The sequence below is a fragment of the Chitinimonas lacunae genome (assembly GCF_042650885.1).
Classification (GTDB): domain Bacteria; phylum Pseudomonadota; class Gammaproteobacteria; order Burkholderiales; family Chitinimonadaceae; genus Chitinimonas_A; species Chitinimonas_A lacunae.
In genome coordinates, this window is sequence record NZ_JBHSBU010000001.1 from 4,119,948 (window position 1) to 4,146,402 (window position 26,455).

General features: G+C 61.5%; 21 protein-coding genes and 1 tRNA gene. 11 read left to right on the forward strand and 11 right to left on the reverse strand.

Going from position 1 to position 26,455, the window contains the following annotated elements; translation table 11 throughout:
• Positions 1-171: 171 nt before the first annotated feature.
• On the forward strand, positions 172-3,066 hold the full coding sequence (locus tag ACFOW7_RS17695) for an EAL domain-containing protein (RefSeq protein WP_378166824.1): 2,895 nt from the start codon (positions 172-174) through the stop codon (positions 3,064-3,066).
• A 233-nt stretch (positions 3,067-3,299) separates the two neighbouring features.
• Here the strand turns inward: ACFOW7_RS17695 and acs are convergent, their stop codons facing one another.
• The 3 genes from acs to ACFOW7_RS17710 are packed head-to-tail and all read right to left on the reverse strand — an operon-like array spanning position 3,300 to position 7,292.
• Positions 3,300-5,267 (reverse strand): acetate--CoA ligase, encoded by a 1,968-nt coding sequence (gene acs / locus ACFOW7_RS17700; RefSeq protein ID WP_378166826.1) that lies wholly within the window; start codon positions 5,265-5,267, stop codon positions 3,300-3,302.
• 58 nt (positions 5,268-5,325) lie between these two features.
• Positions 5,326-6,990 carry a cation acetate symporter gene (locus ACFOW7_RS17705; RefSeq protein ID WP_378166828.1) on the reverse strand — a complete coding sequence of 555 codons (1,665 nt, stop codon included), beginning with the start codon at positions 6,988-6,990 and terminating at the stop codon, positions 5,326-5,328.
• Entirely contained in the window at positions 6,987-7,292 is a 306-nt protein-coding gene (locus tag ACFOW7_RS17710; protein WP_378166830.1) for a DUF485 domain-containing protein, read from the reverse strand. Before ACFOW7_RS17710 ends, ACFOW7_RS17705 begins: the two co-directional genes overlap by 4 nt.
• A 299-nt stretch (positions 7,293-7,591) precedes the next feature.
• Here ACFOW7_RS17710 and ACFOW7_RS17715 point away from each other — a divergent pair, with 299 nt between their 5' ends.
• Entirely contained in the window at positions 7,592-8,488 is an 897-nt protein-coding gene (locus ACFOW7_RS17715) for a LysR family transcriptional regulator (RefSeq protein ID WP_378166832.1), read from the forward strand.
• Positions 8,489-8,664: 176 nt separating this feature from the next.
• On the opposite strand, the gene ACFOW7_RS17720 is transcribed toward ACFOW7_RS17715, so the two are convergent.
• On the reverse strand, positions 8,665-9,060 hold the full coding sequence (locus tag ACFOW7_RS17720; RefSeq protein WP_378166834.1) for a sirohydrochlorin chelatase: 396 nt from the start codon (positions 9,058-9,060) through the stop codon (positions 8,665-8,667).
• A 131-nt stretch (positions 9,061-9,191) separates the two neighbouring features.
• On the opposite strand from ACFOW7_RS17720, the gene ACFOW7_RS17725 reads away from it, so the two are divergent.
• Positions 9,192-10,730 (forward strand): diguanylate cyclase domain-containing protein, encoded by a 1,539-nt coding sequence (locus tag ACFOW7_RS17725; protein ID WP_378166837.1) that lies wholly within the window; start codon positions 9,192-9,194, stop codon positions 10,728-10,730.
• Positions 10,731-10,834: 104 nt separating this feature from the next.
• Here ACFOW7_RS17725 and rpmG read toward each other — a convergent pair whose 3' ends face one another.
• The 7 genes from rpmG to ACFOW7_RS17760 all read right to left on the reverse strand — a co-directional run bounded on the left by rpmG (position 10,835) and on the right by ACFOW7_RS17760 (position 16,939).
• Positions 10,835-10,990 carry a 50S ribosomal protein L33 gene (gene rpmG / locus ACFOW7_RS17730; protein ID WP_028453358.1) on the reverse strand — a complete coding sequence of 52 codons (156 nt, stop codon included), beginning with the start codon at positions 10,988-10,990 and terminating at the stop codon, positions 10,835-10,837.
• 17 nt (positions 10,991-11,007) lie between these two features.
• Entirely contained in the window at positions 11,008-11,241 is a 234-nt protein-coding gene (gene rpmB, locus ACFOW7_RS17735) for a 50S ribosomal protein L28 (protein WP_378166840.1), read from the reverse strand.
• 224 nt (positions 11,242-11,465) lie between these two features.
• Positions 11,466-12,578 carry an ABC transporter ATP-binding protein gene (locus tag ACFOW7_RS17740; protein ID WP_378166842.1) on the reverse strand — a complete coding sequence of 371 codons (1,113 nt, stop codon included), beginning with the start codon at positions 12,576-12,578 and terminating at the stop codon, positions 11,466-11,468.
• A 10-nt stretch (positions 12,579-12,588) separates the two neighbouring features.
• Positions 12,589-13,467 (reverse strand): carbohydrate ABC transporter permease, encoded by an 879-nt coding sequence (locus ACFOW7_RS17745; RefSeq protein WP_449252238.1) that lies wholly within the window; start codon positions 13,465-13,467, stop codon positions 12,589-12,591.
• The gene (locus tag ACFOW7_RS17750; RefSeq protein WP_378166844.1) at positions 13,460-14,380 is read right to left on the reverse strand and encodes a carbohydrate ABC transporter permease; all 921 of its coding nucleotides are present in this window, start codon (positions 14,378-14,380) and stop codon (positions 13,460-13,462) included. Before ACFOW7_RS17750 ends, ACFOW7_RS17745 begins: the two co-directional genes overlap by 8 nt.
• A gap of 89 nt (positions 14,381-14,469) precedes the next feature.
• A complete protein-coding gene (locus tag ACFOW7_RS17755; RefSeq protein WP_378166845.1) occupies positions 14,470-15,711 on the reverse strand; it encodes an ABC transporter substrate-binding protein in 1,242 nt (413 codons plus the stop codon).
• A gap of 466 nt (positions 15,712-16,177) precedes the next feature.
• Complete coding sequence (locus tag ACFOW7_RS17760; RefSeq protein WP_378166847.1) at positions 16,178-16,939, reverse strand: substrate-binding periplasmic protein; 762 nt, start codon at positions 16,937-16,939, stop codon at positions 16,178-16,180.
• Between the two features lie 140 nt (positions 16,940-17,079).
• Between ACFOW7_RS17760 and ACFOW7_RS17765 the strand changes: the two genes are divergently transcribed.
• The 8 genes from ACFOW7_RS17765 (at position 17,080) to pheT (ending at position 26,439) form a co-directional block, all read left to right on the forward strand.
• Complete coding sequence (locus ACFOW7_RS17765) at positions 17,080-19,083, forward strand: UvrD-helicase domain-containing protein (RefSeq protein ID WP_378166850.1); 2,004 nt, start codon at positions 17,080-17,082, stop codon at positions 19,081-19,083.
• Between the two features lie 322 nt (positions 19,084-19,405).
• A tRNA-Val gene (locus ACFOW7_RS17770) sits at positions 19,406-19,482 on the forward strand.
• A 182-nt stretch (positions 19,483-19,664) separates the two neighbouring features.
• Positions 19,665-21,569 carry a threonine--tRNA ligase gene (gene thrS, locus ACFOW7_RS17775; protein ID WP_378166852.1) on the forward strand — a complete coding sequence of 635 codons (1,905 nt, stop codon included), beginning with the start codon at positions 19,665-19,667 and terminating at the stop codon, positions 21,567-21,569.
• 76 nt (positions 21,570-21,645) lie between these two features.
• Positions 21,646-22,167, forward strand: a complete 522-nt coding sequence (gene infC, locus ACFOW7_RS17780) for a translation initiation factor IF-3 (RefSeq protein WP_378168068.1) — start codon at positions 21,646-21,648, stop codon at positions 22,165-22,167.
• A gap of 129 nt (positions 22,168-22,296) precedes the next feature.
• A complete protein-coding gene (rpmI, locus tag ACFOW7_RS17785; protein ID WP_378166854.1) occupies positions 22,297-22,497 on the forward strand; it encodes a 50S ribosomal protein L35 in 201 nt (66 codons plus the stop codon).
• A 21-nt stretch (positions 22,498-22,518) separates the two neighbouring features.
• Positions 22,519-22,878 carry a 50S ribosomal protein L20 gene (rplT, locus tag ACFOW7_RS17790; RefSeq protein ID WP_378166855.1) on the forward strand — a complete coding sequence of 120 codons (360 nt, stop codon included), beginning with the start codon at positions 22,519-22,521 and terminating at the stop codon, positions 22,876-22,878.
• A 144-nt stretch (positions 22,879-23,022) separates the two neighbouring features.
• Positions 23,023-24,006: a phenylalanine--tRNA ligase subunit alpha gene (gene pheS / locus ACFOW7_RS17795; protein ID WP_378166856.1), complete on the forward strand. Its 984-nt coding sequence runs from the start codon at positions 23,023-23,025 to the stop codon at positions 24,004-24,006.
• 66 nt (positions 24,007-24,072) lie between these two features.
• Entirely contained in the window at positions 24,073-26,439 is a 2,367-nt protein-coding gene (pheT, locus tag ACFOW7_RS17800; protein ID WP_378166858.1) for a phenylalanine--tRNA ligase subunit beta, read from the forward strand.
• The last annotated feature ends 16 nt before the right edge of the window (positions 26,440-26,455 follow it).

The window sequence follows — 26,455 nt, forward strand, 5'->3', positions numbered from 1 at the left end:
GCATGCTTTGCCATTTACGGAAAATCATGGGAATCTGACGGCAAGATTGCGCCGCCGGGCGGTGCGTTGGCGTTATTGGACAGGCTGCTAAGCTGATAGGAATTGCTGCGATGCCTCAATGGCGCGCTGCACCTATTCGCCCATGAAGCTTCCTCTCACTAGAAGCGCGCTATGCAGCCAGAGCCTCATTCCGAGCTTTCTGCGGCAGATGATCCCGAGTCCTCCAGCAATACGCTTCCTTGGCGCTGGTTGGGGCGGCCCTGGCATTGGCTGCGCAGTTGGCTGACCCGGCTGTCGATGCGGCAGTTGTTTGTGCTGGCGGTACTTGCCGGTCTGGGCCTGCCTGGTGTGCTGGTCACGCTGGTCAACCGCGAATTCCGCCGCCAGGAGCTGGAAAACCAGTTCCGGATCGAACAGGAGCGGGCGCTGGAAATCCTGTCGCTGGGGATGCGCCAGCCGCTATGGGATCTGTCGCGGCTGACCGGCAAGCCACTGGTCGAGTCGGTGATGAAGGACGAGCGGGTCGTGGCCGTGCGCATCGATGGCAGTTTCTCGAACGAGCCTTTCCTGGCGGCGGTCGAGCCCTCGCGCCAGACCGGCCAGTTGGCGCGGCTGACCCGGCAGGTGTTCTATGACGGCCAGAGCATCGGCAGCGTCACCATCGATTTCGACGACGGCCATTTGCAGGCCCGCCTGGCCAAACAGACCGTCGAATACACCTTGTTGATCGTGCTGGAGCTGACCGCCAGCCTCGGTCTGATCCTGTTCCTGCTCGATGCCCGCTTTCTGCGGCCGCTGCGACGACTGTCACTCCAGGCATCGGCGCTGACCCAGCGCGTATTCCAGCATGCCTTCGTGTGGGACCGCAGCGATGAAATCGGCGACGTGGGGCGCCAGCTCGAATGGTCGCGCCGCGAATTGCTGCGCTTATTTGACGAGCTGCACCACAAGAACCGCGAACTCGAACTCGACATCATCGAGCGCAAGAATGTCGAAGTGGCGCTGCGCGCCTCGGAGGGCAAATATCGCGAGCTGTTTCTGTCCAACCTCGACGGTATTTTCGTGGTCGATCTCGACGGACGCTGCCTCGATGCCAATCCGGCCATGGAGGCAATGCTGGGCTATCCCACCGGCCGGCTCGCCGGAGTGGAGAGCGACCAACTGGTGCCGTCGCGCTGGCGCGACTATGACCGCGATATGCGGCACAGGGTGCTGCTCGACGGTCATTGCGGTGAATATGAAATCGAATTGCGTTGCTACGATTGCAGCGTGATTCCCGTCAGCGCCAAAGGGGTGCTGATGCGCGACGAACAGGGCCGGCCGGTCGGCGTCTGGCGCATCATGCGCGACCTGAGCGAGCGGCAGGCATCGGCCGCGCAGATGGAATTGGCCTCCAAGGTATTCGACAACACCACCGAGGCGATCCTGGTCACCGATCAGGATTCGCAGATCATCTCGATCAACCGTGCCTTCACCGATATGTTCGGCTACACGCCCGACCAGCTGGTCGGCCGCGATACCGAAGTGCTGCGCGATCTGGAGCGCGATGGCGGCGCCTACGCGCTGGCACGGCAGTCGCTGCTGCGCGACGGGGCCTGGCAGGGCGAACTGCCGCTGTGCCGGCGCGACGGAGAGAGCTTTACCGCCTGGGTCCAGGTCAATGTGGTGCGTAATGTTACGGGCCAGATCAGCAATGTGGTGATGCTGATGCGCGATATCAGCGCGATCAAGGTGGCCAATGAGCGGATTCTCCATCTGGCCCGTTTCGATGCCCTGACCGAACTGCCCAACCGCGCCTATTTCCGCGAACTGGTCGACGCGGCCATCACGGCCACTGCGCGCCACGATGATCGCTTCGGACTGCTGTTCGTCGATCTCGACCATTTCAAGACCGTCAATGACTCGCTGGGTCATGCGGTGGGCGATGCGCTGCTGCGCGGCGTGGCGCAATGCCTGAACGAGGCGATCCGCGCCGGTGATGTGGTCGGCCGGCTCGGCGGGGATGAGTTCGTGGTGCTGCTACAGCGGGTAGACAGCAATAACGACGCCGCCTTTGTCGCCGCCCGCATTCTTGAGCGGCTGGCGCAGCCGTTCCGGATCGGCGAACACGAGCTGGTCGTTACCCCATCGGTCGGGATCGCGCTCTATCGCGAAGACGGCGAAGACTACGACACCCTGATCCGCAACGCCGACGCCGCCATGTACCACGCCAAGGAGTCGGGCCGGAACAACTACCAGTTCTATACCGCCGATATGAATGCGCGCGCCAGCGAAATCCTGCTGGTCGAATCGCAGTTGCGCCGGGCGCTCGAGCGCGATGAGTTCGTGCTGCACTACCAGCCCCAGGTCGATATGCGCAGCGGCCGGCTGGTCGGGGTCGAGGCGCTGATCCGCTGGCAGCATCCCGAGCGTGGCCTGGTCGGCCCCAATCAATTCATTCCGATTGCCGAAGAGCGCGGCCTGATCGCGGCGATCGGCAACTGGGCCTTACGCGAAGCCTGCCGGCAGAACAAGGCCTGGCAGCGCGCGGGGCTGCCGGCGATCGAGGTGGCGGTCAATCTGTCGGCCCTGCAATTCCACCATCAGGACATCGCCAACTTTATCGCTGCCCAACTGGCCGAGTTCGAACTCGATGCCTGCCATCTGTGCCTCGAAGTCACCGAGAGCATCATCATGGAAGATGCCGAATCGACCGTCAGCACCATGAGCGTGCTCAAACAGATGGGGCTGCGGCTGGCCATCGACGATTTCGGCACCGGCTATTCCTCGCTGTCCTATCTCAAGCGTTTCAAGGCCGACAAGCTCAAGATCGACCGCTCGTTCGTCGCCGATGTCCCCGGCGACAGCGACGACAGCGCCATCACCCGCGCCGTGATCAGCCTGGCACGCAATCTCAATCTCCAGGTGATCGCCGAAGGTGTCGAAACGGCGGCGCAGTGGCAGTTCCTGCAAAGTGAAGGCTGCGATGAGGTGCAGGGCTATCTGATCAGCCGGCCCTTACCGGCCGCCGAGCTGGGACTGCGTCTGGCGGCCGGCGAGTGGCTCGGGCGGGAGATCCTGGCTTGAGATGGGCCAGACCATGCGGTGTCAGCGTGCCCGGAGGCGGGTAACGCTCAGCCAGGCCGGGCAGTGCCGCCGGTTTACCCGGACATGCGGTAAAAGGAAAATTTCAGGAAGAAAGACTGCAAGATATTTTGCGGTATACAAACAAAATGGATTGCAAAGTGCAATCCATTTTGTTTGGGCCTGCGGGCCTGCGCCAACTGTCCGGGGCGGCCCCGCAAGCTGTCCCGGCTGCCTTAACGACTTTCCTGCAATTGTTGCAGGATGGCCGGATTTTCCAGCGTCGAGGTGTCCTGAGTGATGGTCTCGCCGCGGGCGATGGCGCGCAGCAGGCGGCGCATGATCTTGCCCGAACGGGTCTTGGGCAGATTGTCGCCAAAGCGGATGTCGTCGGGCTGGGCGATCTTGCCGATCTCGTGCGCCACCCAGTTGCGCAACTGCTCGCTGATCTGCCGGGCCTCCTCCCCCTGCGGCCGCGCGCCCTTGAGCACCACGAAGGCCACCACGGCCTCTCCCTTGATATCGTGCGGCTTGCCCACCACGGCGGCTTCCGCCACCAGCGGATTGGCCACCAGCGCCGATTCGATCTCCATGGTCCCCAGCCGGTGGCCCGACACGTTCAGCACATCGTCGATCCGGCCCATGATCCAGAAATAGCCGTGCTCATCACGGTGGGCCGAGTCGCCCGCCAGATAGAACTTGCCGTTGAATTCTTCGGGGAAATAGGTCTTGCGAAAGCGCTGCGGGTCGCCCCAGATCGTGCGCACCAGCGAAGGGAAGGGCTGCTTGATCACCAGATAGCCACCCTTGCCCGGTTCAACCGGTGCGCCGGCCTCGTCGACGATATCGGCCATGATGCCGGGCAGCGGCAAGGTGCAGGAACCGGGCTTGGTGGCAATCGCGCCCGGCAGCGGCGAAATCATGGCCGAGCCGGTTTCGGTCTGCCACCAGGTATCGATGATCGGGCAGCGGCCACCGCCTACCGTTTCGTGATACCAGATCCAGGCTTCCGGATTGATCGGCTCGCCCACGGTGCCAAGCAGACGCAGACTGGACAGATCGTGCTGGCGCGGCAGGTCGGCACCGAGCTTGATCAGCGAGCGGATGGCGGTCGGGGCGGTATAGAAGATCGTGACCTTATGCCGGGCGATCATCTGCCAGAAGCGGTTGGCATCGGGATAAGTCGGTACCCCTTCGAAGATCACCTGGGTCGCGCCATGGCCAAGTGGGCCGTAGCAGACGTAGCTGTGGCCGGTGATCCAGCCCACATCGGCGGTACACCAGAAGACATCGTTGGGCTTGATGTCAAATACCCAGCGGAAGGAATTGAGCGCCCCCAACAGATAACCGGCGCTCGAATGCTGGATGCCCTTGGGCTTGCCGGTCGAGCCCGAGGTGTAGAGGATGAACAGCGGATCTTCGGCATTCATCCACTCGGGTTCGCACTGCTCCGACTGGCCTTCGGTGAGCTTATGCCACCAGATATCGCGCTCGGCGTGCCATTCGTTGCAGCCGTTGTTGGTGCGCTGATAGACCACCACCTGGCGGATCGTGTCGCAATGGCCCAGGGCCAGCGCCTCATCGGCCACGCTCTTGAGCGGCACGGCCTTGCCGCCACGCAGGCTTTCATTGGCGGTGATCAGCGCAACCGCGCCGGCGTCGCCGATCCGCTCTTGCAGCGACTTGGCCGAGAAGCCGCCGAACACCACCGAATGGATCGCCCCGATCCGGGCGCAAGCCTGCATCGCCACCACCGCTTCGATGCTCATCGGCATATAGATCACCACTCGGTCGCCCCGGCCGATACCCAGGCTCTTCAGACCGTTGGCGAACTGGCACACCCGGCGGTGCAGTTCGGCATAGGTGACACGGGTGACGGCGCCGTCGTCGGCTTCGAAGATCAGGGCGATCTTGTTGCCGTTGATCGGCAGATGACGGTCGAGGCAGTTGTAGCTGACATTGAGCACGCCATCGTCGAACCATTTGAAGAACGGCGCCTCGCTATCGTCGAGCACCCGGGTGAACGGCTGCTTCCAGCTGATCAGCTCGCGCGCCATATTGCCCCAGAAACCCAGATAGTCTTCATTGGCCTGCTCGCACAGCGCATGGTAGGCCTCCATGCCCGAGACGGTAGCCTGGCGGCGGAATTCGTCGCTTGGGGCGAAGATGCGGGTTTCCTTGAGAATGGAATCGAGGGTAGACATTGGACCTCCTGAAATAGGGTAGGGCCGGGCCTTGCTGGGCTGCCCGGCCGGCAATCGATCAATGTTGCGAAGCGCCTTCGGCACCGATGCCGGTCATCGAGCGGATGAATTGCGGCAGATAGGCCCGCTTTTCGGCTTCGGCCTTGCTGCTATGGTCGAGCACCGAGAACAGCCAGGTGGTGAAGAAGGCCAGGGTCATCGAGAACAGGGCCGGATTCTTGTAGGGGAACCAGACCGATTCCTTGCTGTGGTGGAGCACATCGACCCAGACGGTCGGGCCCAGCACGATCAGCACCACGGCCGAGATCAGGCCGGTAAAGCCGCCGATCACGGCACCACGGGTGGTCAGACCCTTCCAGAACATACTGAGGAACAGCACCGGGAAATTGGCCGAGGCGGCAATCGAGAAGGCCAGACCCACCATAAAGGCGATGTTCTGCTCTTCAAAGGCGATGCCCAGCGCAATCGCTGCCACGCCCAGCAGCAGGGTGGCGTACTTCGATACCCGGATTTCCTGCGCTTCATTGCTGCGGCCACGGGCAAATACATTGGCGTAGAGGTCGTGGCTGACCGCCGAGGCACCCGACAGCGTCAAACCGGCCACCACGGCCAGGATGGTGGCAAAGGCCACTGCCGAGATAAAGCCGAGGAAGAAATCGCCGCCAACCGCCTTGGCCAGATGGACTGCCGCCATATTGGTGCCACCGATCAGCTTGCCGGCCGCATCCTTGAACTCGGGATTGGTTGACACCAGCATGATGGCGCCAAAGCCGATGATGAAAGTCAGGATATAGAAGTAACCGATAAAGCCCGTGGCATAGAACACCGATTTACGCGCTTCGCGTGCATCGGCCACGGTAAAGAAACGCATCAGGATATGCGGCAGGCCCGCTGTACCGAACATCAGCGCCAGCCCCAGCGAAATCGCATCGATCGGATTGGAGACCAGCCCGCCCGGCGCCATGATCGCTTCTTTCTTGGCGTGTACGGCAATGGCGGCCTGGAACATGCCATCGAAGCTGAAGCCTGCGTGGTAGAGCACCATGATGGCCATGAAACTGGCACCTGAGAGCAGCAGCACGGCTTTGATGATCTGCACCCAGGTGGTGGCCAGCATGCCGCCGAACATCACATACATCACCATCAGCGCCCCGACCAGGATCACGGCCGACTGATAGCTCATGCCGAACAGCAGCTGGATCAGCTTGCCGGCGCCCACCATCTGGGCGATCAGATAGAGCGCCACCACCACCAGCGTGCCGACTGCGGCGAGCGTGCGCACCGGACCCTGTTGCAGCCGGTAGCTCGCCACATCGGCAAAGGTGTACTTGCCGAGATTGCGCAGCCGCTCGGCCACCAGAAACAGGATGATGGGCCAGCCGACCAGAAAGCCGATCGAGTAGATCAGCCCATCGTAGCCCTTCTCGAACACCATGGCCGAGATACCGAGAAACGAGGCGGCCGACATATAGTCGCCGGCGATGGCCAGACCGTTCTGCATGCCGCTGATACCGCCGCCGGCGGCGTAGAAATCCTTGGCCGAACGCGTGCGGCGGGCGGCCCAGTAGGTGATGCCCAGGGTCAGCGAGACAAAGGCGAAGAACATCACGATGGCGTGCCAGTTAAGGCTGCGCGCCGCGACCGGGCCGCTGATGGCATCGGCCGCAGAAGCCAGCAGCGGGCTCGCTGCCAGCGTCACGGCCAGAAAAAGACGGGTGTTCATTGGCCGATCTCCTGCACGATCTCGCGGTTGAGCTGGTCGAATTCGCGGTTGGCGCGCCGTACATAGATGCCGGTCAGCACAAAGGCCGACAGGATGATGCCCACTCCAAGCGGAATGCCCAGAGTGACGGTGCCGGCGATGGTCTGGCCCAGCGTCGCCGGACTGAAGGCCACCACCAGGATAAAGCCGTAGTAGATGACCAGCATGACCAGGGAAAGTGTCCAGCCCAGGCTGGTTTTCTTGCGTACCAGTTCGGCGAACTTGGGGTTCGCCTCGATCCGTGCAATGGTGGTGTCGTTCATCTGTCTGCTCCGTGTTTTTTGAATTCCCCGACGGTCTGCTGACCGTGTCGACTCAATCTACGCCGCCTGTTTACCCTCCATCCAATCGGAAATTCGGATCGGCCGAATCAGCCGCGCGCCCCGGCCGCGACGGATGCCGCCCACCAAGCGGCCTCGCGCCGTGTCCCGTGGGTAGATTGATTGCTGCCATCAAAACGGCTGATGGATTGCGTAACAGTCGTCCGAGCAGGGCGGCCAGGCTTGTCGGCAACAGGCCGACATTCGAGAATGCCGCCATCGGCTCAGAAAAAGGCCCGGCTATGGAAATCTACCAATTAAGAACTTTTGTCGCGGTGGCCCAGCAAGGGCACCTTACGCAAGCGGCAGAAATATTGCACTTGAGTCAGCCGGCGGTGACGGCCCAGATCAAGGCCCTGGAGGAGGAAACCGGCGTTGCCCTGTTCGAGCGCACCTCGGCCGGGGTGATGCTGACCGAGGCGGGCAAGCTGCTGCTGCCCGAGGCCGAGGCGATTCTGGCCGGTACGCGCCATCTGCTGCATAAGGCCAAATCGTTCAAGGGCCAACTGGGCGGCAAAGCCCGGGTCGGCACCATTCTGACCCCGACCCAACTGCGGCTCGGCCCCTGGCTCGCCACTTTGAAACAGCGCTATCCGCTGCTACAGATCAGCACCTTTCAGGGCATTTCGGGCAGCGTGCTCAATGAGGTGCGCAAGAAAGAGCTCGACTGCGGCTTCTATATCGGCCGCAACCCCTACCAGAACGTCCATGGCCTGCTGCTGGCCGAGCTGCCCTATGTGGTGGCGGCACCCGCCGCCTGGCGCGAATCGCTCGAAGGCTGCGACTGGCGCACGCTCGGGCGCCAGCCCTGGGTCGGGGTGAGTCAGTTTTCCAGCCTGTCCAAGCTGCACAGCGAAATCTGGCGCGAACGCAATATCGCGCCCAAGAAGGTGCTCGACATCGATCAGGAACAGACCATGGTGGCCTGTGTCGAGGCGGGAGTGGGATTGTGCCTGGTGCGACGCGATGCGGCCGAAGCGGCGGCGGCGCAGGGCAGCCTGTGGATCTGGGGCGATGCGGCCATCGATGTGCCGCTGACCTTTATCTATCCGGGTGAGCGCAGCGACGATCCTTTGGTGCTGGTAATGATCGAGACGCTGGAGGCGGTGTGGCAGAAGCCCTTGCGAGGGGTGGACTGAGCAATAAAAGATATCTGCATATCATGTACTAGACATGCGGATGTAAAAAAGAAATATTAAATATTTTACTGAATCCTTTTGAGTCGGCGTCACCGCTAAGCCTGATCGGGGCCGATGGGCCGGCATCTTGAGGTTCGGACACCTTGACGCCGAATGGCCGGGAAATGCTCTGGCGTCTAAGCCGTGTCGATGCCATCCCCCCCTTGTCCGTAGCTTGCAGCAATCCAGTCGGCCATGGCTGTGATCACCGGCTCGGCTTCACCGAGCGCTGCGCTTTGAATGATCTCGACACCTTGATGGCGCTGCCGCGCCGCTTGGAGCAATAAGGGCAGATCACGCCGCAGATGGGCGCCACGTGCCATAAACGCCGGAATCACCACGATACGGCGACTGCCCTGGGCGACGGCCTGGTCGATGCAGTCGGGCAGCGCAGGGGTCATCAATTCAAGAAAGGCCAGGCTGACACGCTGCCCGGGGGTACGGGCGGCGAGCGTCTGCGCCAGTTTTTGCAGGGGTTCGGCCCAGGCGGGATCACGGGCGCCGTGGGCAAACAGGATCAGGGTCTGGAGCATGGAAAATTCCTGGAAAGCCAGCACTGGCGCGGCCTGGGTGTTTGCCTAGCTGTGCCGCAGAGGTGTGGTCGATAGCATACCGTCATTGCCTGCAATGCGCGGGCTGCTGCTTGGTATAGAGGTTGGTCGCAATGGAATGCCTGCCACCGTTGAGCGAATTAAGGCTGTTGCCAGCCACGGAGGCCGATGCGGCCGACTGGCTGGTCTCCGCAGTGCCAGGGCGCTGGCAATGGCAGCCCCGTAGCGGCCGGCTGGCAGTCGATCAGGCGACGTTGCGTCTGCTGGGCTACCAGGTTGACCAACTGAAAATGGTACCGCGCTGGGACCAACTGATCCATCCGGCCGACCAGGACCGACTGTTGAGCGCCTGGCGCAATGCCAGTTGCCAGGGCTGGCAGTTGGGTCTGCGCCTGCGCACCCGGCGCGGCCGTTGGGGATGCGTGGGCCTGCGTGCCCGCGCCGCCAATGCCGACGGCGTGGTATCGGGAGTGGTCTGGCCGCTGCGTACCCTGCCGGTACAGCACGATCCGCATTTCCCCCAGGTGCTGGGCCTTGACGAGGCGGTGCTGCTGCATGACGTCAACGGTGCCATCGTCGCCTGGAATGCCCCGGCCGAACGGCTGCTCGGCATGAGTGGCGAGCAGCTGCGTGGTCGTTCCCTGACCGATCCTTGCTGGCGCACCCTCGATGAGGATGGCCGGCCCCTGGCCATCGACAGTCATCCCTTATGGCTGTCGCGTGCCGCTTCCCAACCCTGTCGAGATATGGTGCTGGGTCTGCTGCGGCCCGACGGGCGCTGGGTCTGGCTCAGCCTCGATATCGAACCGGTACAGTGGCCCGGCTCGCGTGCCGTATCGATGACCACCTTGCGCGATATCACGGCTGAGCGCTGCGCCAGCGAAGCGCGGCGGTTGGCCGCGGCGGTATTCGAGCAGGCGCGTGGCAGCATCACCATTTGCGATCCGGCCGGCCGGCTGGCGCGGGTCAGCCAACCGATTGCCGCGCCGCCTATCCAGCCAGCCGCCGAGGCCCTGCTGCCCGAGCCGGCGGAACCCGCTTCCGTGGGCCGGCGCCACAGCCAGCCGACCGTGGCGGCCTATTGCGATGCCCTGACCCAATTGCCCAACCGACTGGCGCTGCTCGATGCGATCCAGGCAGCGTTGCACCAGGCCGACAATACCGGCGGACTGGTCGGGGTTGCCTTTATCGACCTCGACCGCTTCCGTGGCATCAACGACCGCTGGGGCCATGCGGTGGGCGATCTGTTGCTGATGGAAGTGGCGCAGCGTATCCGCGCCCTGTTGCGCAGCAACGATATGGTGGCGCGGCTGGGCGGCGATGAATTCGCCCTGCTGTTCGATCACGCCGCTTCGTGGCGCGAATGTGTGGGGAGCCTCGAGCGCGTGCTGATCGAAGTCGCACGGCCGGTACTGGTCGAGAGCCGTCTGCTGCGGGTGACCGCCAGTATCGGGCTCACCGTCTACCCCGACGACCGGGCCGGCGCCATCGAGCTGCTGCGCCATGCCGAACATGCAATGCAGTCGGCCAAACTGGCCGGGGGCGACCGCTATGGTCTGTCGCGGATTGTCGGGAAATTCCTCGACTGGGGTGGAAAGAAAGAAATCCGCCAAATCGATGCCACAAGCCGAGGTCTATACAAGAAATTCTAAATAAATCAGTTGAAACACAGCCAAAACAAAACCCCCGCCTAGGCGGGGGTTTTCGACTGCGTCGCACCAGCTTGAGAGACTAAGCGCGGAGCCCAAGCGTCGGTTTACTTGAGCTTGGTCTCTTTGTAGATGACATGCTTGCGGGCGACGGGATCAAATTTCTTGATCTCCATCTTTTCCGGCATGGTGCGCTTGTTCTTGGTGGTGGTGTAGAAGTGGCCGGTACCGGCGGTCGATTCGAGCTTGATCTTATCGCGCATGGTATGTCACTCCCGGATTACAGTTCGCCACGGAGGCGGAGGTCAGCCAGCACCACATCGATGCCGACCTTGTCGATGGTGCGCAGAGCAGCGTTGGAAACACGCAGACGCACCCAACGGTTTTCGCTTTCAACCCAGAACTTGCGATATTGCAGGTTGGGCAGGAAACGACGTTTGGTCTTGTTGTTGGCGTGGGAAACATTGTTCCCGACCATCGGCCGCTTGCCGGTGATCTTGCATACTCGAGCCATGTTTGGACTCCCGACTTATCTCTTCAAAGGTTTGTTCAACAGAGCCGCACCACAAGGGCATGACTCGAAAACGCAAAGAGGGCGGATGTTACCGGCATCGCAAGCGCTTGTCAAACCTACGCTTTTAGACTTGCCATCAATGCGGCAGATTCGCCGCGCCCGCCCGCCTGCACTACAAAAAACCGGCAGCGACCGCTATGCCAACACGGCCGCTGCGGCAGCTTTCACACCAGCCGGTTCTCGCTGACCGGATCGAACAACAAGGCCTTGCCCGGATCGATCAGCAAGCGCATCGCCTCACCGGGCCGCGCCACTGCCTGCGGATGACAGCGTGCCACGGCCTTGACGCCATTGATGCTGATCGTCACCAGGGTATCGGGGCCGGTCGGCTCGGCGATCTCGACCCGGGCATCGAGCGCCTGCAAGCCCGGCCGCTCGTTATGGGCGCTGCCCGGATCGGTCAACTGCTCGGGACGCAGTCCGAGGATGACTTCACGTCCCAGCAGGCCACGCTGGCTGTCGCTGAGCCGACCCAGCCGCAGCGGCTGCACCGTACCGGCGCTGTCGAGCCGCACCACGGCACAGCCTTGTTCCTGTTCAAGCCGGCATGGAATGAAATTCATCGCCGGCGAGCCGATAAAGCCCGCCACATAGAGATTGGCCGGCTCGTCGTAGATCTGCTGCGGCGTGCCGAACTGTTTGACCTCGCCATCCTTCATGACCGCGATCCGGTCACCCAGGGTCATCGCCTCGATCTGGTCGTGGGTGACATAGACGATGGTGGTGCCAAGACGCTGGTGCAGCAGCTTGATCTCGCTGCGCATCTCGACCCGCAGCTTGGCGTCCAGATTGGATAAGGGCTCGTCGAACAGAAACAGCGCCGGATCGCGCGCCAGCGCCCGGCCCATTGCCACGCGCTGACGCTGGCCGCCCGAGAGCTGTTGCGGTTTGCGATCGAGCAGATGTTCGATCTGTAGCGTCTTGGCTACCCGGGCGATGATCTGTTCCTGCTCGGCCCGCGGCACTTTGTGGATTTCCAGGCCGAAGGCGATGTTCTTGCGCACCGTCATATTGGGATAGAGCGCATAGCTCTGGAACACCATGGCGATATCGCGATCTTTGGGCGACAGATGGTTGACCACCCGGTCGCCGATCAGGATCTCGCCGGCGCTGATATCGTCGAGTCCGGCGATCATATTGAGCAAGGTGGACTTGCCACAGCCCGATGGCCCGACCAGGATCAGAAACTGGCCTTTGTCGATCTCCAGATTGATGCCCTTGAGAATATGGGTATCGCCATAGGATTTCTTGACGTTGCGGATGGAAAGCGCGCCCATTGCTGTCTCCTTAACCTTTGACGGCGCCGGCGGTCAGGCCGCGCACGAAATATTTGCTGCCCACCACATAGACGAATAGCGTCGGCAGGGCGGCGATAATGGCCGCAGCCATCTCGACGTTGTATTGCTTGACCCCGGTCGAGGTATTGACCAGGTTATTGAGCGCCACCGTCATCGGCTGCGCTTCGCCGGCCGAGAACACCACGCCGAACAGGAAGTCGTTCCAGATCTGGGTGGTCTGCCAGATCAGACACACCATCATGGTCGGCACCGAGATCGGCAGCAGGATGCGGAAGAAGATCCGGAAAAAGCCTGCGCCGTCGATCCGCGCCGCCTTGACCAGTTCGCCCGGCACGGTAACGTAATAGTTGCGGAAGAACAGGGTGGTGAACTGCAAGCCATAGACCGTATGCACCAGCACCAGCCGGGCGGTGCTGTCCTCGATGCCCAGCATCGCCAGCACCTGGGCCATCGGCAGGATCACCACTTGGAACGGCAGAAAGGTGCCGATCAGCAAGGCCATGAAGAAGGCGTCGGAACCTCGGAAGCGCCACATCGACAGCACATAGCCGTTGAAGGCGCCCAACAGCGTAGACAGCAGCACCGAGGGCACCAGCATCTTCAGGCTGTTGGCGAAATAGCCTTTGACGCCGTTGCAGTCGATGCCGGTACAGGCCGAGCCCCAGGCGATGCTCCAGGCATCGAAGTTGAGTCCGGCCGGCAGCGCCAGCAGATTGCCGGCCCGAATCTCATCGAGACTCTTGAAGCTGGTGGTCAACATCACATAGAGCGGCGCCAGATACCACAGTGCCATCACGATCAGCACCGCATAGATGGCAAACCGTGCCGCTCGCGCAGCCGGGGTGCGATGGTAGGCGAGATCAGCCACGGCGTTCCCTCCTGAGTTCCGAATAGAGCAGCGGCATCACCACCGCGCAGGCAGTGAACAGCATCATCATGGCCGAGGCGGCGCCCAGGCCGAGCTGACCCCGGGTAAAGCCATGCTGGTACATGAAGATCGACGGCAGATCGGTGGCAAAGCCCGGCCCGCCGCTGGTCAGCGCCATCACCAGGTCAAAGCTCTTGACCGCGATATGGGCCAGGATCATAAACGCCGACAGAAACACCGGCCGCAGACTCGGAATGAGGATGCGGGCGTAGATGGTCGGCAGGCCGGCGCCATCGACCTGGGCTGCCTTGATGATCGAGTCGTCGATACCGCGCAGTCCGGCCAGAAACAGCGCCATCACAAAACCCGACGATTGCCAGACCGCCGCAATCACCACCGTGTAGATGGCCATATCGGGGTTGACGATCCAGTCGAAGCGGAAATCGGTAAACCCCCAGTCATGCAGCGTCTTCTCCAGCCCGAGCCCGGGGTTGAGCACCCATTTCCAGGCCGTGCCGGTAACGATGAATGACAGCGCCATCGGGTAGAGATAGAGGGTCCGCAGCGCACCCTCGCCCCGGATGCGCTGATCGAGCAGCACCGCCATCACCAGTCCCACAAGCAGGCTGACAGCGATAAACAGTCCGCCGAATACCGCCAGGTTCTGCATCGAGGTCCACCAGCGTTCATTGGCGAACAGTTCCTGATACTGGATCAGGCCGGCCCACTCATAGCGCGGCAGCAGGCGCGATTCGGTAAACGACAGCCAGGCGGTCCAGCCGATAAAGCCGTAAAAGCCGACCAGGCAGGCGACGATGGTCGGCGCCAGCACGAGCTTGGGCAGCACCGTGTCGGCCAGCCGGCCGATCGATAGCCAAGGCGCGACGGCGGCGCCGTGACGGGGTGCGGTCATGGCGGTTTCTCCGTAGACAGGGAGGAAGGCGGAAAGCCGGGTCGAACGACCCGGCATGGTGCCGGGACCGCAGCCCCGGCGCAGGGGGATTACTTCTTCTTGGCAGCCTCGACCAGACGGCGGACGGCGTCCTGGCTGCTCATGGTCGAGTTCATAAAGGCAGCGACCACGTCCTGCACGGCACCCTGGGCAGCCGAGGGCATGGCCATGGCGTGGGCAAACGAAGGTACCAGGCTCGCGCTCTTATTGCTGGCCATGAAGTCGGCCGAGGACTTCTTGGCGCAGTCGTCGAACTTCGTCATATCCATGCCAAGCCGGACCGGGATCGAACCCTTGTTGAGGTTGAAGGTTTCCTGGAAGGCCGGCGACAACACGGTCTGGGCGAAATCGTTGGTGGCCTTCTGGTCCTTGTTCTTTTGCGCGAACACGATAAAGGAGTCGACGTTGAAGGTGAACGCGCCTTCGGTCCCTGGCGCGGCCAGGCACAGATAATCCTTGCCCGGCTGCTTGCCGGCGGCACTGAATTCGCCCTTGGCCCAGTCGCCCATGAACTGCATGGCGGCCTTGCCCTGGATCACCATGGCAGTCGCCAGGTTCCAGTCGCGGCCCGGCATATCCTTATCCATATACTTGCGCACCGTGCGCAGGGTATCGAAGGCTTTCAAGGTGGTCGGGCTGTTGAGGGCGGCCGGGTCGAGCTGGACAAAGGCTTTCTGATACCAGGCGGCACCCCCCACGCCCAGGGCGACCGATTCAAATACCGTGGCATCCTGCCAGGGCTGGCCGCCGTGGGCGACCGGGATAAAGCCGGCTTTCTGGATCTTGTCGGCGACGGCGGCAAATTCGTCCCAGGTCTTGGGCGGGTTGACGCCGGCTTTCTTGAATACTTCGGGGTTGACCCACATCCAGTTGACCCGGTGCACATTGACCGGCACCGCGACATAGTTGTTCTGGTACTTCATGGCGCGCGCGATCACCGGCGGGATCAGTCCGTCCCAGTTGTCGACCTTGGCGACCGCCGTCAGATTGGCCAGCACGCCCTCGCGGCCCCATTCCTGGATCGCCGGACCCTTGACCTGGGCGGCCGTGGGCGGGTTGCCCGACACCACGCGGGTCTTCAGCACGGTCATGGCGTTGTCGCCACCGCCACCGGCCACGGCAAAATCCTTCCAGGTGTGGCCCTTGGCCTGCACCATCTTCTTCAGTTCAGCAGCCGACTTGGCTTCGCCGCCCGAAGTCCACCAATGCAATACCTCGACTTCGCCCGCCTGGGCAGCCTGGACCAGCAAGCCGGCGGCAGCCAGCGCAACGGTAAGGTGACGAACGCGCATTGTCTCGCTCCTAATTGATCTTGGGTGGGAAACGCCTGCCATGCGTAAGCAGACTGTCAGGAAATATAAAGCCAAGAATCCGGGTTGTGAACAGGGTTTTGTAAGTTTTAGGTAAGTTTCGATGCTGCGGCGCAGCAGCCTGCTGTAAGCCGGACCGGTTTGTTATAGCAAAAACAGTATTTCCATCGCTGCCGCACGCGATGATTGGGATGACTGTTACGAAAAATATCCGATCTTTGAAAGCTGGCACAACCAGTCAATCAAGACCCGGCAGAGAGAAGCGAGCCGATAGCGCGGCAAAAAGCAGGAAGGCGGCGGAGGGGAGGAAAAATAGAAAAAATCAGGAAAAATGACCGAAAGTCATGATGCGGAAAATAAAGAAAATATATATTTTTCAGCCTCCAATTAAATTGAGCAGGGCGATCTGGCCCGAAAACGCCGCCAGGCGCTGCCGGGCCGGACGCTGTTAGCGGAACTGCTGCACTTGCTTCTTGTATTCGGCCGATTCGCGCACCTGGGCCACCGTATCCCACACCTGGCGGGCAAAGTCGGGGTGCTTGGCCACGAATTGTTTCGACAGCATCAGGAAGTAGGGTTTTTCCGACAACGGTGGCGAAACCTTCTCGACCTTGTCGCGGAATTCGGTTGAGCCGGCGATGGTGTTGTCGGCTTCCTGGGTCTGGAGCGCGACGGCGCTGACCCGGCCGGCCAGCAGCTTTTTCAGATTGTCGTCGGCGCTGCGGGCGCCGTCGTCCACTTTGACGCCCATGCCCTTCAACTGCTCGACCACCGAAAAGCCGAGCTGGGCGCCGACCGAGCCGTCGGCCTTGAGCGTCTTGCCATCCCAGTCGAGCTTGCTGCCTTTGAGTTTGTACAGGGTATAGCTCTCGTCGAGCATCCGTTTACTGGTGTCAGGCTTGTCGCCCTGCATCGGATAGAGGCCGAATTCAAGCCGGTCGGCCTTGAAGCTCGATTTGAAGGCACCGTCAACGGTGCCGTTCTTCAGTTCGTCCAGACAGCGCTTCCAGGGCAGCGCCGCCAGCTCGACCTTGGTGCCGAGCTGCTTCTCGACCTGTTTCATCATGATCAGGTTGAGACCGGGACGGTCGGCCACCAGCCAGGGATAAGATTCGTTGTTCTCATGACAGAACTTGACGCTGGCGGGTTTGTCTGCGGCGTTGACTAAGCTGATCGACAGCAGCAGAGAGAAGGCGATAACTGGGCGCATAAGCGTCTCCTGGTTCGTATTGTTACGAAGTGCGATCCTGCGTTTTCCAGCTTAGCTGGCCTGTTCCGATTGTCATGCCATTTCTGCGTCGGGCTGCTGGCCGGTCATGCTAAAATCCGCGCCCCATCAGGATCTTAGCCATGCTCCACACCCTCAATCCGCCGCAGCAGGCTGCGGTGCGCCATCTTGACGGCCCATTGCTGGTCTTGGCGGGCGCCGGTTCGGGCAAGACCCGTGTGATCACCCAGAAGATCGCCTATCTGATCGAGCGGGCCGGCTACGAGGCGCGCCATATCGCCGCCATCACCTTTACCAATAAGGCCGCCCGCGAAATGCAGGAACGGGTGGCCGGACTGCTCGACGCCCAGCGCACCCGCGGCCTGACCGTCTCGACCTTCCACTCGCTGGGTCTACAGATCGTGCGCCACGAGGCTAAGGCGCTGGGCTATAAGCCGCGCTTCTCGATCCTCGATAGCGCCGACGCCTATAAGATCGTGTCCGATATCCTGGCCACCACCGACAAGGAGGAGATCAGAAAGACGCTCGGCCTGATCTCGCGTCTGAAAAACGACTTTGTCGGCCCCGAACAGGCGCTGCTCAACGCCGGCAGCGACGGCGAACTGCGCCTGGCGCGGATCTATCGGCAATACCAGGACACGCTGTTTGCCTACCAGGCCGTCGACTTCGACGATCTGATCCGCCTGCCGGTGGAGCTGTTCGAGCGCGACGGCGAATTGCTGACCAAATGGCAGATGCGGCTGCGCTATCTGTTGATCGACGAATACCAGGACACCAATACCTGCCAGTACCGGCTGGTGCGCCAGCTGACCGGCTTTCGCGGTCTCTTCACTGCGGTGGGCGACGACGATCAGTCGATCTACGCCTGGCGGGGCGCCAATGTGGACAATCTGCGCCTGCTGCAACAGGACTTCCCGCGGCTGGAAATCATCAAGCTGGAACAGAACTACCGCTCGACCGCCCGCATCCTCAAGGCGGCCAATGCCGTGATCGCCAACAATCCCAAGCTGTTCGACAAGCAGTTATGGTCGGAGCTGGGCGTGGGCGACCCGATCCAGGTGGTGGAGACCCGCGATGAGGAGCACGAGGCCGAAACGGTCGCCATGCGGCTGCTGGCGCATAAATTCGAATGCCGCACCCGCTTTGCCGATTACGCCATCCTCTATCGCGGCAACCACCAGGCACGGGTGATCGAGCAGCAATTGCGCAACCACAAGATTCCCTACCAGATCTCGGGCGGCCAATCGTTCTTCGACAAGGTCGAGATCAAGGATGTGATGGCCTATCTGCGCCTGATCGCCAACGAAGACGACGATCCAGCCTTTATCCGCGCCATCACCACGCCTAAGCGCGGCATCGGCAACGTCACGCTGGAAAAGCTGGGGGCACTGGCGGCTGAGCGTCAGCTCAGCCTGTTTGCCGCGCTGCGGCTGCCAAGCTGCGAGCAGGCGCTGCCGGCGGCCCAGTTCGAGGCACTTCGTACTTTCCAGGGTTTTATCGAACGGATGCAGGGCCGTGCCGGCCGTGAACCGGCCGGCGCGCTGCTGAAGGAGATTCTTGACGCGATCAGCTACGAGACCTGGCTCTACGACAGCGACGAGCAGCGCCCGGCCGAGACGCGCTGGAAGAACGTGCTCGAACTGGTCGCCTGGTTTGACCGCAAGCACGAGGAAGAGGGCAGCAGTCTGATCGAGATGACCCAGAAGATCGCCCTGATCACCTTGCTCGAAGGCCGTTCCGAAGAAGAGGTCGACGTGGTGCGGCTGTCCACGCTGCACGCTTCCAAGGGGCTGGAATACGGCCATGTATTTCTGATCGGTTGCGAAGAGGGCATCCTGCCGCACCAGCAATCGATCGATACCAATATGGTCGAGGAGGAGCGCCGCCTGATGTATGTGGGCATCACCCGCGCCCAACGCAGCCTGACCATCAGCTATTGCGCCAAACGCAAACGGGCCGGCGAATGGCAGGTGGTGGAACCGAGCCGCTTTCTGCGCGAACTGCCAAGCGATGAGATTCGTATCAGCGGCCGACTGGCTGCCGGCCGGAAAGAGCAGGTCAGCAAGGAAGAGGGACGGGCCAAACTGGCCAATCTGCTGGCTGGATTGGGGCCTAAACCGGGGTAAGAGGCTGATGTAAACTTATCTGCAAAATTTTTGCTAGATAAGGAGCGGACTGTAGAAGAAATATAACAATATGTATTGAGCTGCTGAGGGCGTCCGATGCGATTGTCGGTGGAGATGGCAAGCTGTGGTGGATACAATTGCGCGGGAGGCTGCAAAAATTTCCGCGGTGGGCTTGGGGGCAAGTCCTTGAAATAACGGCGATCGTCGGCGAAAAACGGCTGAAGTGCGAAAAAATTTACAAAAAGTGCTTGCACGAGCCTGAAGGCATCCCTATACTGCGCATCTCTTCTGCAAACGCAGCAACACCGCGAAGCAGAAAAACAGGCGCGTAGCTCAGCTGGTTAGAGCACCACCTTGACATGGTGGGGGTCGTTGGTTCGAGTCCAATCGCGCCTACCAAACATAGGGATAAACAATCATGTTCCAAATCCGAACTACCACTACCGGCTTCAACGGACAGTGAGTCGGCTTTAGAAAAAATCGGTTTATTCGAAAAAAAGTGCGGCTCAGCCGCACTTTTTTTTTGGCCGTGCGGCGCCGCAACCCGTGCACATCATCAGGTTCAGAAAGGCGGAATCGAAATGCCCATCGTCACCTTGCCCGACGGCTCCCAACGCAGCTTCGATCAACCCGTCCGCGTCGCCGACGTGGCCCAGAGTATCGGCGCCGGCCTTGCCCGCGCCGCGCTGGCAGGCAAGGTGGACGGCCGGTTGGTCGATACTTCGTTTGTGATCGACCGCGACGTCCAGCTCGCCATCGTGACCGAACGCGATGCCGATGGCCTCGATATCATCCGCCACTCCACCGCCCACTTGCTCGCTTACGCGGTCAAGGAGCTGTTCCCGGACGCCCAGGTCACGATCGGTCCGGTGATCGAAAACGGCTTTTACTACGACTTCAGCTACAAGCGCCCGTTTACGCCCGAAGACCTCGAAGCGATCGAAAAGAAGATGGCCGAGATCGCCAAGCGCGATCTGCCGGTCGAGCGCTACGAACTGCCGCGCGACGAGGCGATTGCCTACTTCAAGAGCATCGGCGAGCACTACAAGGCCGAGATCATCGAGAGCATTCCGCAAGGCGAAGTGCTGTCGCTGTACCGCGAGGGTGACTTCACCGATCTGTGCCGTGGCCCGCATGTGCCGTCCACGGGCAAGCTCAAGGTCTTCAAGCTGATGAAGCTCGCGGGCGCCTACTGGCGCGGCGACAGCCGCAACGAGATGCTGCAACGCGTCTACGGCACGGCCTGGACCAAGAAAGAAGACCTCGACCAGTACCTGCATATGCTCGAAGAAGCCGAGAAGCGCGACCATCGTCGCCTCGGCAAGCAGCTTGATCTGTTCCACCTGCAAGATGAAGCGCCCGGTATGGTGTTCTGGCATCCCAAGGGCTGGCGGCTGTGGCAGGCGGTCGAGCAGTATATGCGTCGTCGTCTCGACCAGGCCGGCTACCAGGAAATCCGCACGCCGATGGTGATGGACAAGGTGCTGTGGGAGAAATCCGGCCACTGGGACAACTATCGCGAAAACATGTTTGTCACCGAGTCGGAAAAGCGCGACTACGCCGTGAAGCCGATGAACTGCCCGGGCCATGTCCAGGTGTTCAACAGTGGTCTGCGTTCCTACCGCGACCTGCCGATGCGCCTGGCCGAGTTCGGCGCCTGCCATCGCAACGAGCCGTCCGGCGCGCTGCACGGCATCATGCGGGTGCGTGGCTTTGTGCAGGACGATGCCCATATCTTCTGTACCGAAGACCAGGTGGTCGAAGAAGCGCGGGTATTCAACGAACTGACCATGTCGGTCTACAAGGACTTCGGCTTTGAGGATGTCTCGGTCAAGCTGAGCCTGCGGCCGGAGAAGCGGGCCGGCTCCGACGAGGTGTGGGACAAGGCTGAAGCCGGTCTGCGCAGTGCACTGCATGCCTGCGGCATCGAATGGGAAGAGCTGCCTGGTGAGGGGGCCTTCTATGGTCCCAAGGTCGAATACCATATCAAGGACGCGCTCGGCCGCTCCTGGCAGTGCGGCACCTTGCAGCTCGACTTTGTGCTGCCCGAGCGGCTGAATGCCGAATATGTGGCCGACGACAACGGCCGGCATCGCCCGGTAATGTTGCACAGAGCGATTCTGGGTTCGCTCGAGCGCTTCCTGGGCATCCTGATCGAGAACCACGCCGGTGCCTTCCCGCTGTGGCTGGCGCCCGTGCAGGCAGTGGTGATGAGCATCAGTGAACATCAGGCCGATTACGCCGCCCAAGTGACCGCCAGCCTGCGTGAGGCAGGCTTCCGCGTCGAAGCGGACTTGAGAAGCGACAAAATTGGCTATAAAATCCGCGAACATAGCCTGCAAAAGCTGCCTTATCAGATCGTAGTTGGCGATAAGGAAAAAGCAGGTGAATTGGTTGCCGTGCGTTCTCGCGGTGGTGAAGACCTGGGACAGATGACCGTGCAAGCGCTGATCGAGCGCTGGCGCAGCGAACTCCCCAGCGTTTAAAGCCGACAGCCTCACAAGAGGCTGTCTTACGTTCAGAGACGCGCGGTTTTCGTTTTTCTCTTGGGGAGTAAAAGCTATCGCTCAGGAAAAAGAGCCACGGATCAACGGCGAGATTACTGCTCGCGAAATCCGTCTGGTTGGCGATGAAGGTGAGCAACTTGGCATCGTGACATTGGGCCAAGCCATGGCCATGGCAGAGGAACGCGAGGTCGATCTGGTTGAGATCGCGCCCAACGCGCAGCCGCCTGTGTGCCGCCTGATGGACTACGGCAAGTTCAAGTACCGCGAGAGCAAGAAGCGCCATGAGGCCAAGCTCAAGCAGAAGCAAATCCAGGTCAAGGAAGTCAAACTCCGTCCGGGTACTGACGAGAATGACTATCAGGTCAAATTGAAGAACCTGATCCGTTTCCTGACGGAAGGCGACAAGGCAAAGGTGACCCTGCGCTTCCGTGGCCGTGAAATGGCCCACCAGGAAATCGGTTTGGCCCAGCTCAAGCGTATCGAGGCCGACCTGGCCGAGCTTGCCGTCGTCGAGCAGTTCCCCAAGCTCGAAGGTCGCCAGATGATTATGATGCTGGCGCCAAAGAAAAAAGTGTAAGCGGTTTCCGACTTCGGTCGAACGGGTGGCGGCAGGCCCGGATTTTCCTGCCGTAAAAGCGTGGCGTTGGGCATTAAGCGTGCGAAAGCACCACCCAAGGCCGGATATAACTCATAGGAGTTGTTCGTCATGCCGAAGATGAAAACCAAGAGCGGCGCCGCCAAGCGCCTGAAGGTGTTGGGCGGTGGCGGCGTTAAGCGTTCCAAAGCGTTCAAGCGCCACATCCTGACCAAGAAGACCACCAAGAACAAGCGCCAGCTTCGTGGCACCACCATGGTCCATCCGACCAATATGGTGTCTGTCCGCGCCATGCTGCCGTATTCCGCCTGATCTTCTTAGAAGGATGTAACCATGCCTCGCGTCAAACGTGGTGTAACTGCCCGCGCCCGTCATAAAAAAGTCCTGGCTCTGGCTAAGGGTTATCGCGGCCGTCGTAAGAATGTCTATCGCATCGCCAAGCAAGCGGTGATGAAGGCCGGTCAATATGCTTACCGTGACCGTCGTCAACGTAAGCGTCAGTTCCGTACCCTGTGGATTGCCCGTATCAACGCCGCCGCGCGTGAACTGGGCCTGTCCTACAGCAAGTTCATGAACGGCGTGAAGCGCGCTGCGATCGAGATCGATCGTAAGGTTCTGGCTGATCTGGCCGTGTTCGACAAGCCGGCTTTTGCCCGCATCGTCGAGCAAGCTAAGGCTAGCCTCGCGGCCTAAGCGACCGGAAGGTGGAAAAGGGAGGCGCAAGCCTCCCTTTTTTTGTCTACGGAATGATCCGATCTATCTGCCAGCGGCGGGGCGCTCGCCCTGGGGTTTGCCCCTCAGACCCCAGCGCCAGCGCATTACAGGAGCGTAAGCACCATGAGCAATGTCCAGGCCATCCTCGACGAGGGTATCGCCCTTCTGAACTCGACCCATGACCCGGTCGAACTCGAGAACGTCAAGGCGCGTTACCTCGGCAAACAGGGCGCTTTGTCCGAATTGCTGAAGCAATTGGCTACCCTGCCGCCCGAACAGAAGCGCGAACACGGCGCTGTGATCAACCAGGCCAAACAGGCTTTCGAAGCGGCCCTGCACAGCCGGCGCGAAGCCGTGGCGGCCGAGAAGCTGGCCCGTCAACTGGCGGCCGAAGCGCTCGACGTCACCCTGCCGGGGCGTGGTCAAGGTGGCGGTGGTCTGCATCCGGTCACGCTGACCCAGGAGCGGATGGTCGCCCTGTTTCAATCGATGGGTTTCGATGTGGCCGATGGCCCGGAAATCGAAACCGACTGGTATAACTTCGAAGCGCTCAATTTCACGCCCGACCATCCGGCCCGGGCCATGCAGGACACCTTCTATGTCGAAGGCGGTCGCCTGCTGCGCACCCATACCAGTCCGATCCAGATCCGTTACATGCTGGATAACCCCCCTCCGATCAAGATCGTATCGCCCGGCCGTGTCTATCGGGTCGATTCCGATGCGACCCATTCGCCGATGTTCCACCAGATGGAAGGCGTATGGGTGGCAGAAAACATCAGTTTCGCTGACCTTAAATCCACGTTGATCGACTTCCTGCGGCGCTTTTTTGACCGCGAGGATCTACAGGTCCGTTTCCGTCCTTCATTCTTCCCCTTTACCGAGCCGTCGGCCGAAGTCGATGTGCTGGGCGAGCGCGGTTGGCTGGAAGTCGGCGGCTGCGGCGTGGTCCATCCCAATGTGTTGAGGAATGTCGGCATCGACCCGGAAACCCATTCCGGCTTTGCCTTTGGCGTCGGTATCGATCGCTTCGCCATGCTGTATTACGGCGTCAACGATCTGCGTCTGTTCTTCGACAACGATCTCGCTTTCCTGCGCCAGTTCCGCTGAGCCAGATTCGCACCTAATGCCCATCACGTCCGCCAATGGACGTGCCCAATCTTCGCGAGGGATTGCATGAAATTCTCCGAACAATGGCTGCGCGAGCTGGTCGATCCGGCGCGCGACAGCGAGCAACTGTCCGAGTTGTTGACGATGGCTGGCCTGGAGGTCGAGGAAAACCATCCGGCCGCGCCGGCCTTCAGCGGTGTGGTCGTGGCCGAGGTGCTGGCGGTGCGCCGGCACGAGAACGCCGAAAAGCTCAATGTCTGTACCGTCGATGCCGGTCAAGGCGGTGAGCCCTTGCAGATCGTCTGCGGCGCCCCCAATGTGGCGCCCGGGGTCAAGGTGCCGTGTGCCCTGGTGGGAGCGGTGCTGCCGGGGGAGTTCCGGATCAAGGAAGCCAAGCTGCGCGGTGTCCCTTCGTTCGGCATGCTGTGCTCGGCCAAGGAGCTGGGTGTCGATGAAGATGGCAACGGCCTGCTGCTGCTGCCGGCCGACGCCCCGGTCGGGCGCGATTTCCGCGATTACTACCAGCTCGACGACCGGCTGCTGACCCTGAAGCTCACTCCCAACCGGGCCGACTGCCTCAGCCTGACCGGGATTGCCCGCGAAGTGGCTGCCCTGACCGGCAATCCGATGCGTTCGGTGGCGGTGTCGCCGGCGGTGCCCGGGCATGATGAGCGCCGTACGGTTCGGCTCGATGCCCCCGAGGCTTGCCCGCGCTATTGCGGCCGGATCATCAAAAACGTCAAATCGTCCGCTCCGACGCCCGAATGGATGGCGCGGCGCCTGCTGCGCTCGGGCGTGCGGCCGATCTCGGCCCTGGTGGATATCACCAACTATGTGCTGCTCGAACTGGGCCAGCCTATGCATGCCTTCGACAATGTCCGCCTGAACGGCGACATTGCCGTGCGTTATGCCCGTGAAGGCGAAGAGCTGGCACTGCTGAACGGCAAGACCATCAAGCTCGACCCCGATATGCTGGTGATCGCCGACGAGCGCCGAGCCTTGGCGCTGGCCGGCATTATGGGCGGCGAGGCCAGTGCGGTAGTGGCTGGACGCACCCGCGAGGTATTCCTGGAAAGTGCCTTCTTCACCCCGGCGGTGATTGCCGGCAAGTCGCGTCGCCTGGGCTTTGGTTCCGATTCGAGCCACCGCTTCGAGCGTGGTGTTGACTTCGGTGGCTGTGTGGCTGCCCTGGAGCGGGCAACGGCGCTGGTACTCGAGATCTGTGGTGGTGAAGCCGGTCCGGTGGTCGAAGCCGTGGCGGAGTTGCCCAAGCGACCAGCCGTGACGCTGCGTCCGCAGCGGGTAACTCGTCTGCTGGGTCTGGAACTGCCCACCACGACCATTGTCGATATGCTCGGCAAGCTGGGCCTCAAGGTCGAACAGACCGGCGAGTCACTGTCGGTGACGCCGCCTTCGCACCGTTTTGATATCGAACGCGAAGAAGACCTGATCGAGGAAGTGGTGCGGCTGTACGGCTACGACAACGTGCCGACCCGGCCGCCGGTGGCGCCGCAGACCATGCGGCCGCAGAATGCCGCGCTGCGTCCGGTGCTTCAGACCAAACGGCTGTTGGCTGCCCGCGACTACCACGAGATCGTCAGCTACGCCTTCGTTGAAGAGCGGTGGGAAAGTGATTTTGCCGGCAACGACACACCGGTGAAGCTGCTCAACCCGCTGGCCAGCCAGATGAGTGTGATGCGTTCCACCCTGATTGGTGGTCTGGTGTCGCATCTGGCGCACAACCTGAATCGTCGTCATGGCCGGGTGCGGTTGTTCGAAGTGGCGCGGGTGTTTCTGCGGGCCGGTGAGGCGCTGGAGCAGCCGGAGCGGGTTGCCGGGCTGGCTTTCGGACCGCGTGCGCCGGAACAGTGGGACCAAACCGATCAGCCGGTTGACTTCTATGACGTCAAAGCCGACGTCGAGGCGCTGCTGGCGCCGCGGCAGGCCCGTTTCGAGCGGGCCAGCCATCCGGCTTTCCATCCGGGACGTTGTGCCCGGGTGCTGTTGGACGGTCGCGAGATTGGCGTGGTGGGCGAACTGCATCCGAAATGGGTGCAGAGCTACGACCTGCCGGCCGCGCCCGTACTGTTCGAGCTGGACTTTGCGGCAGTGCAGTCCCGCGCTGCCGTGACGGTCCAGCCGGTATCGAAATTCCAGCCGGTGCGGCGCGATTTGGCTTTCGTGGTCGATGATGCAGTGCAGTACCAGGATATGCTCGACCTTCTGATTTCGTTGCGCAACCCTTTGGTAACGGCGGTCGAATGCTTCGATCTGTACCGTGGCAAGGCCGTGGCGGAAGGGAAAAAGAGCATTGCTTTCAAGGTGATATTGCAAGATACTCAGCGCACGCTGACGGACGAGGAGGTCGAGGCGGTTGTGACCCAGTTCGTCGCTGCGTTGCAGCAGCGCTTTGACGCCCGGCTGAGAGCCTAGGCCATCAACGCGACGG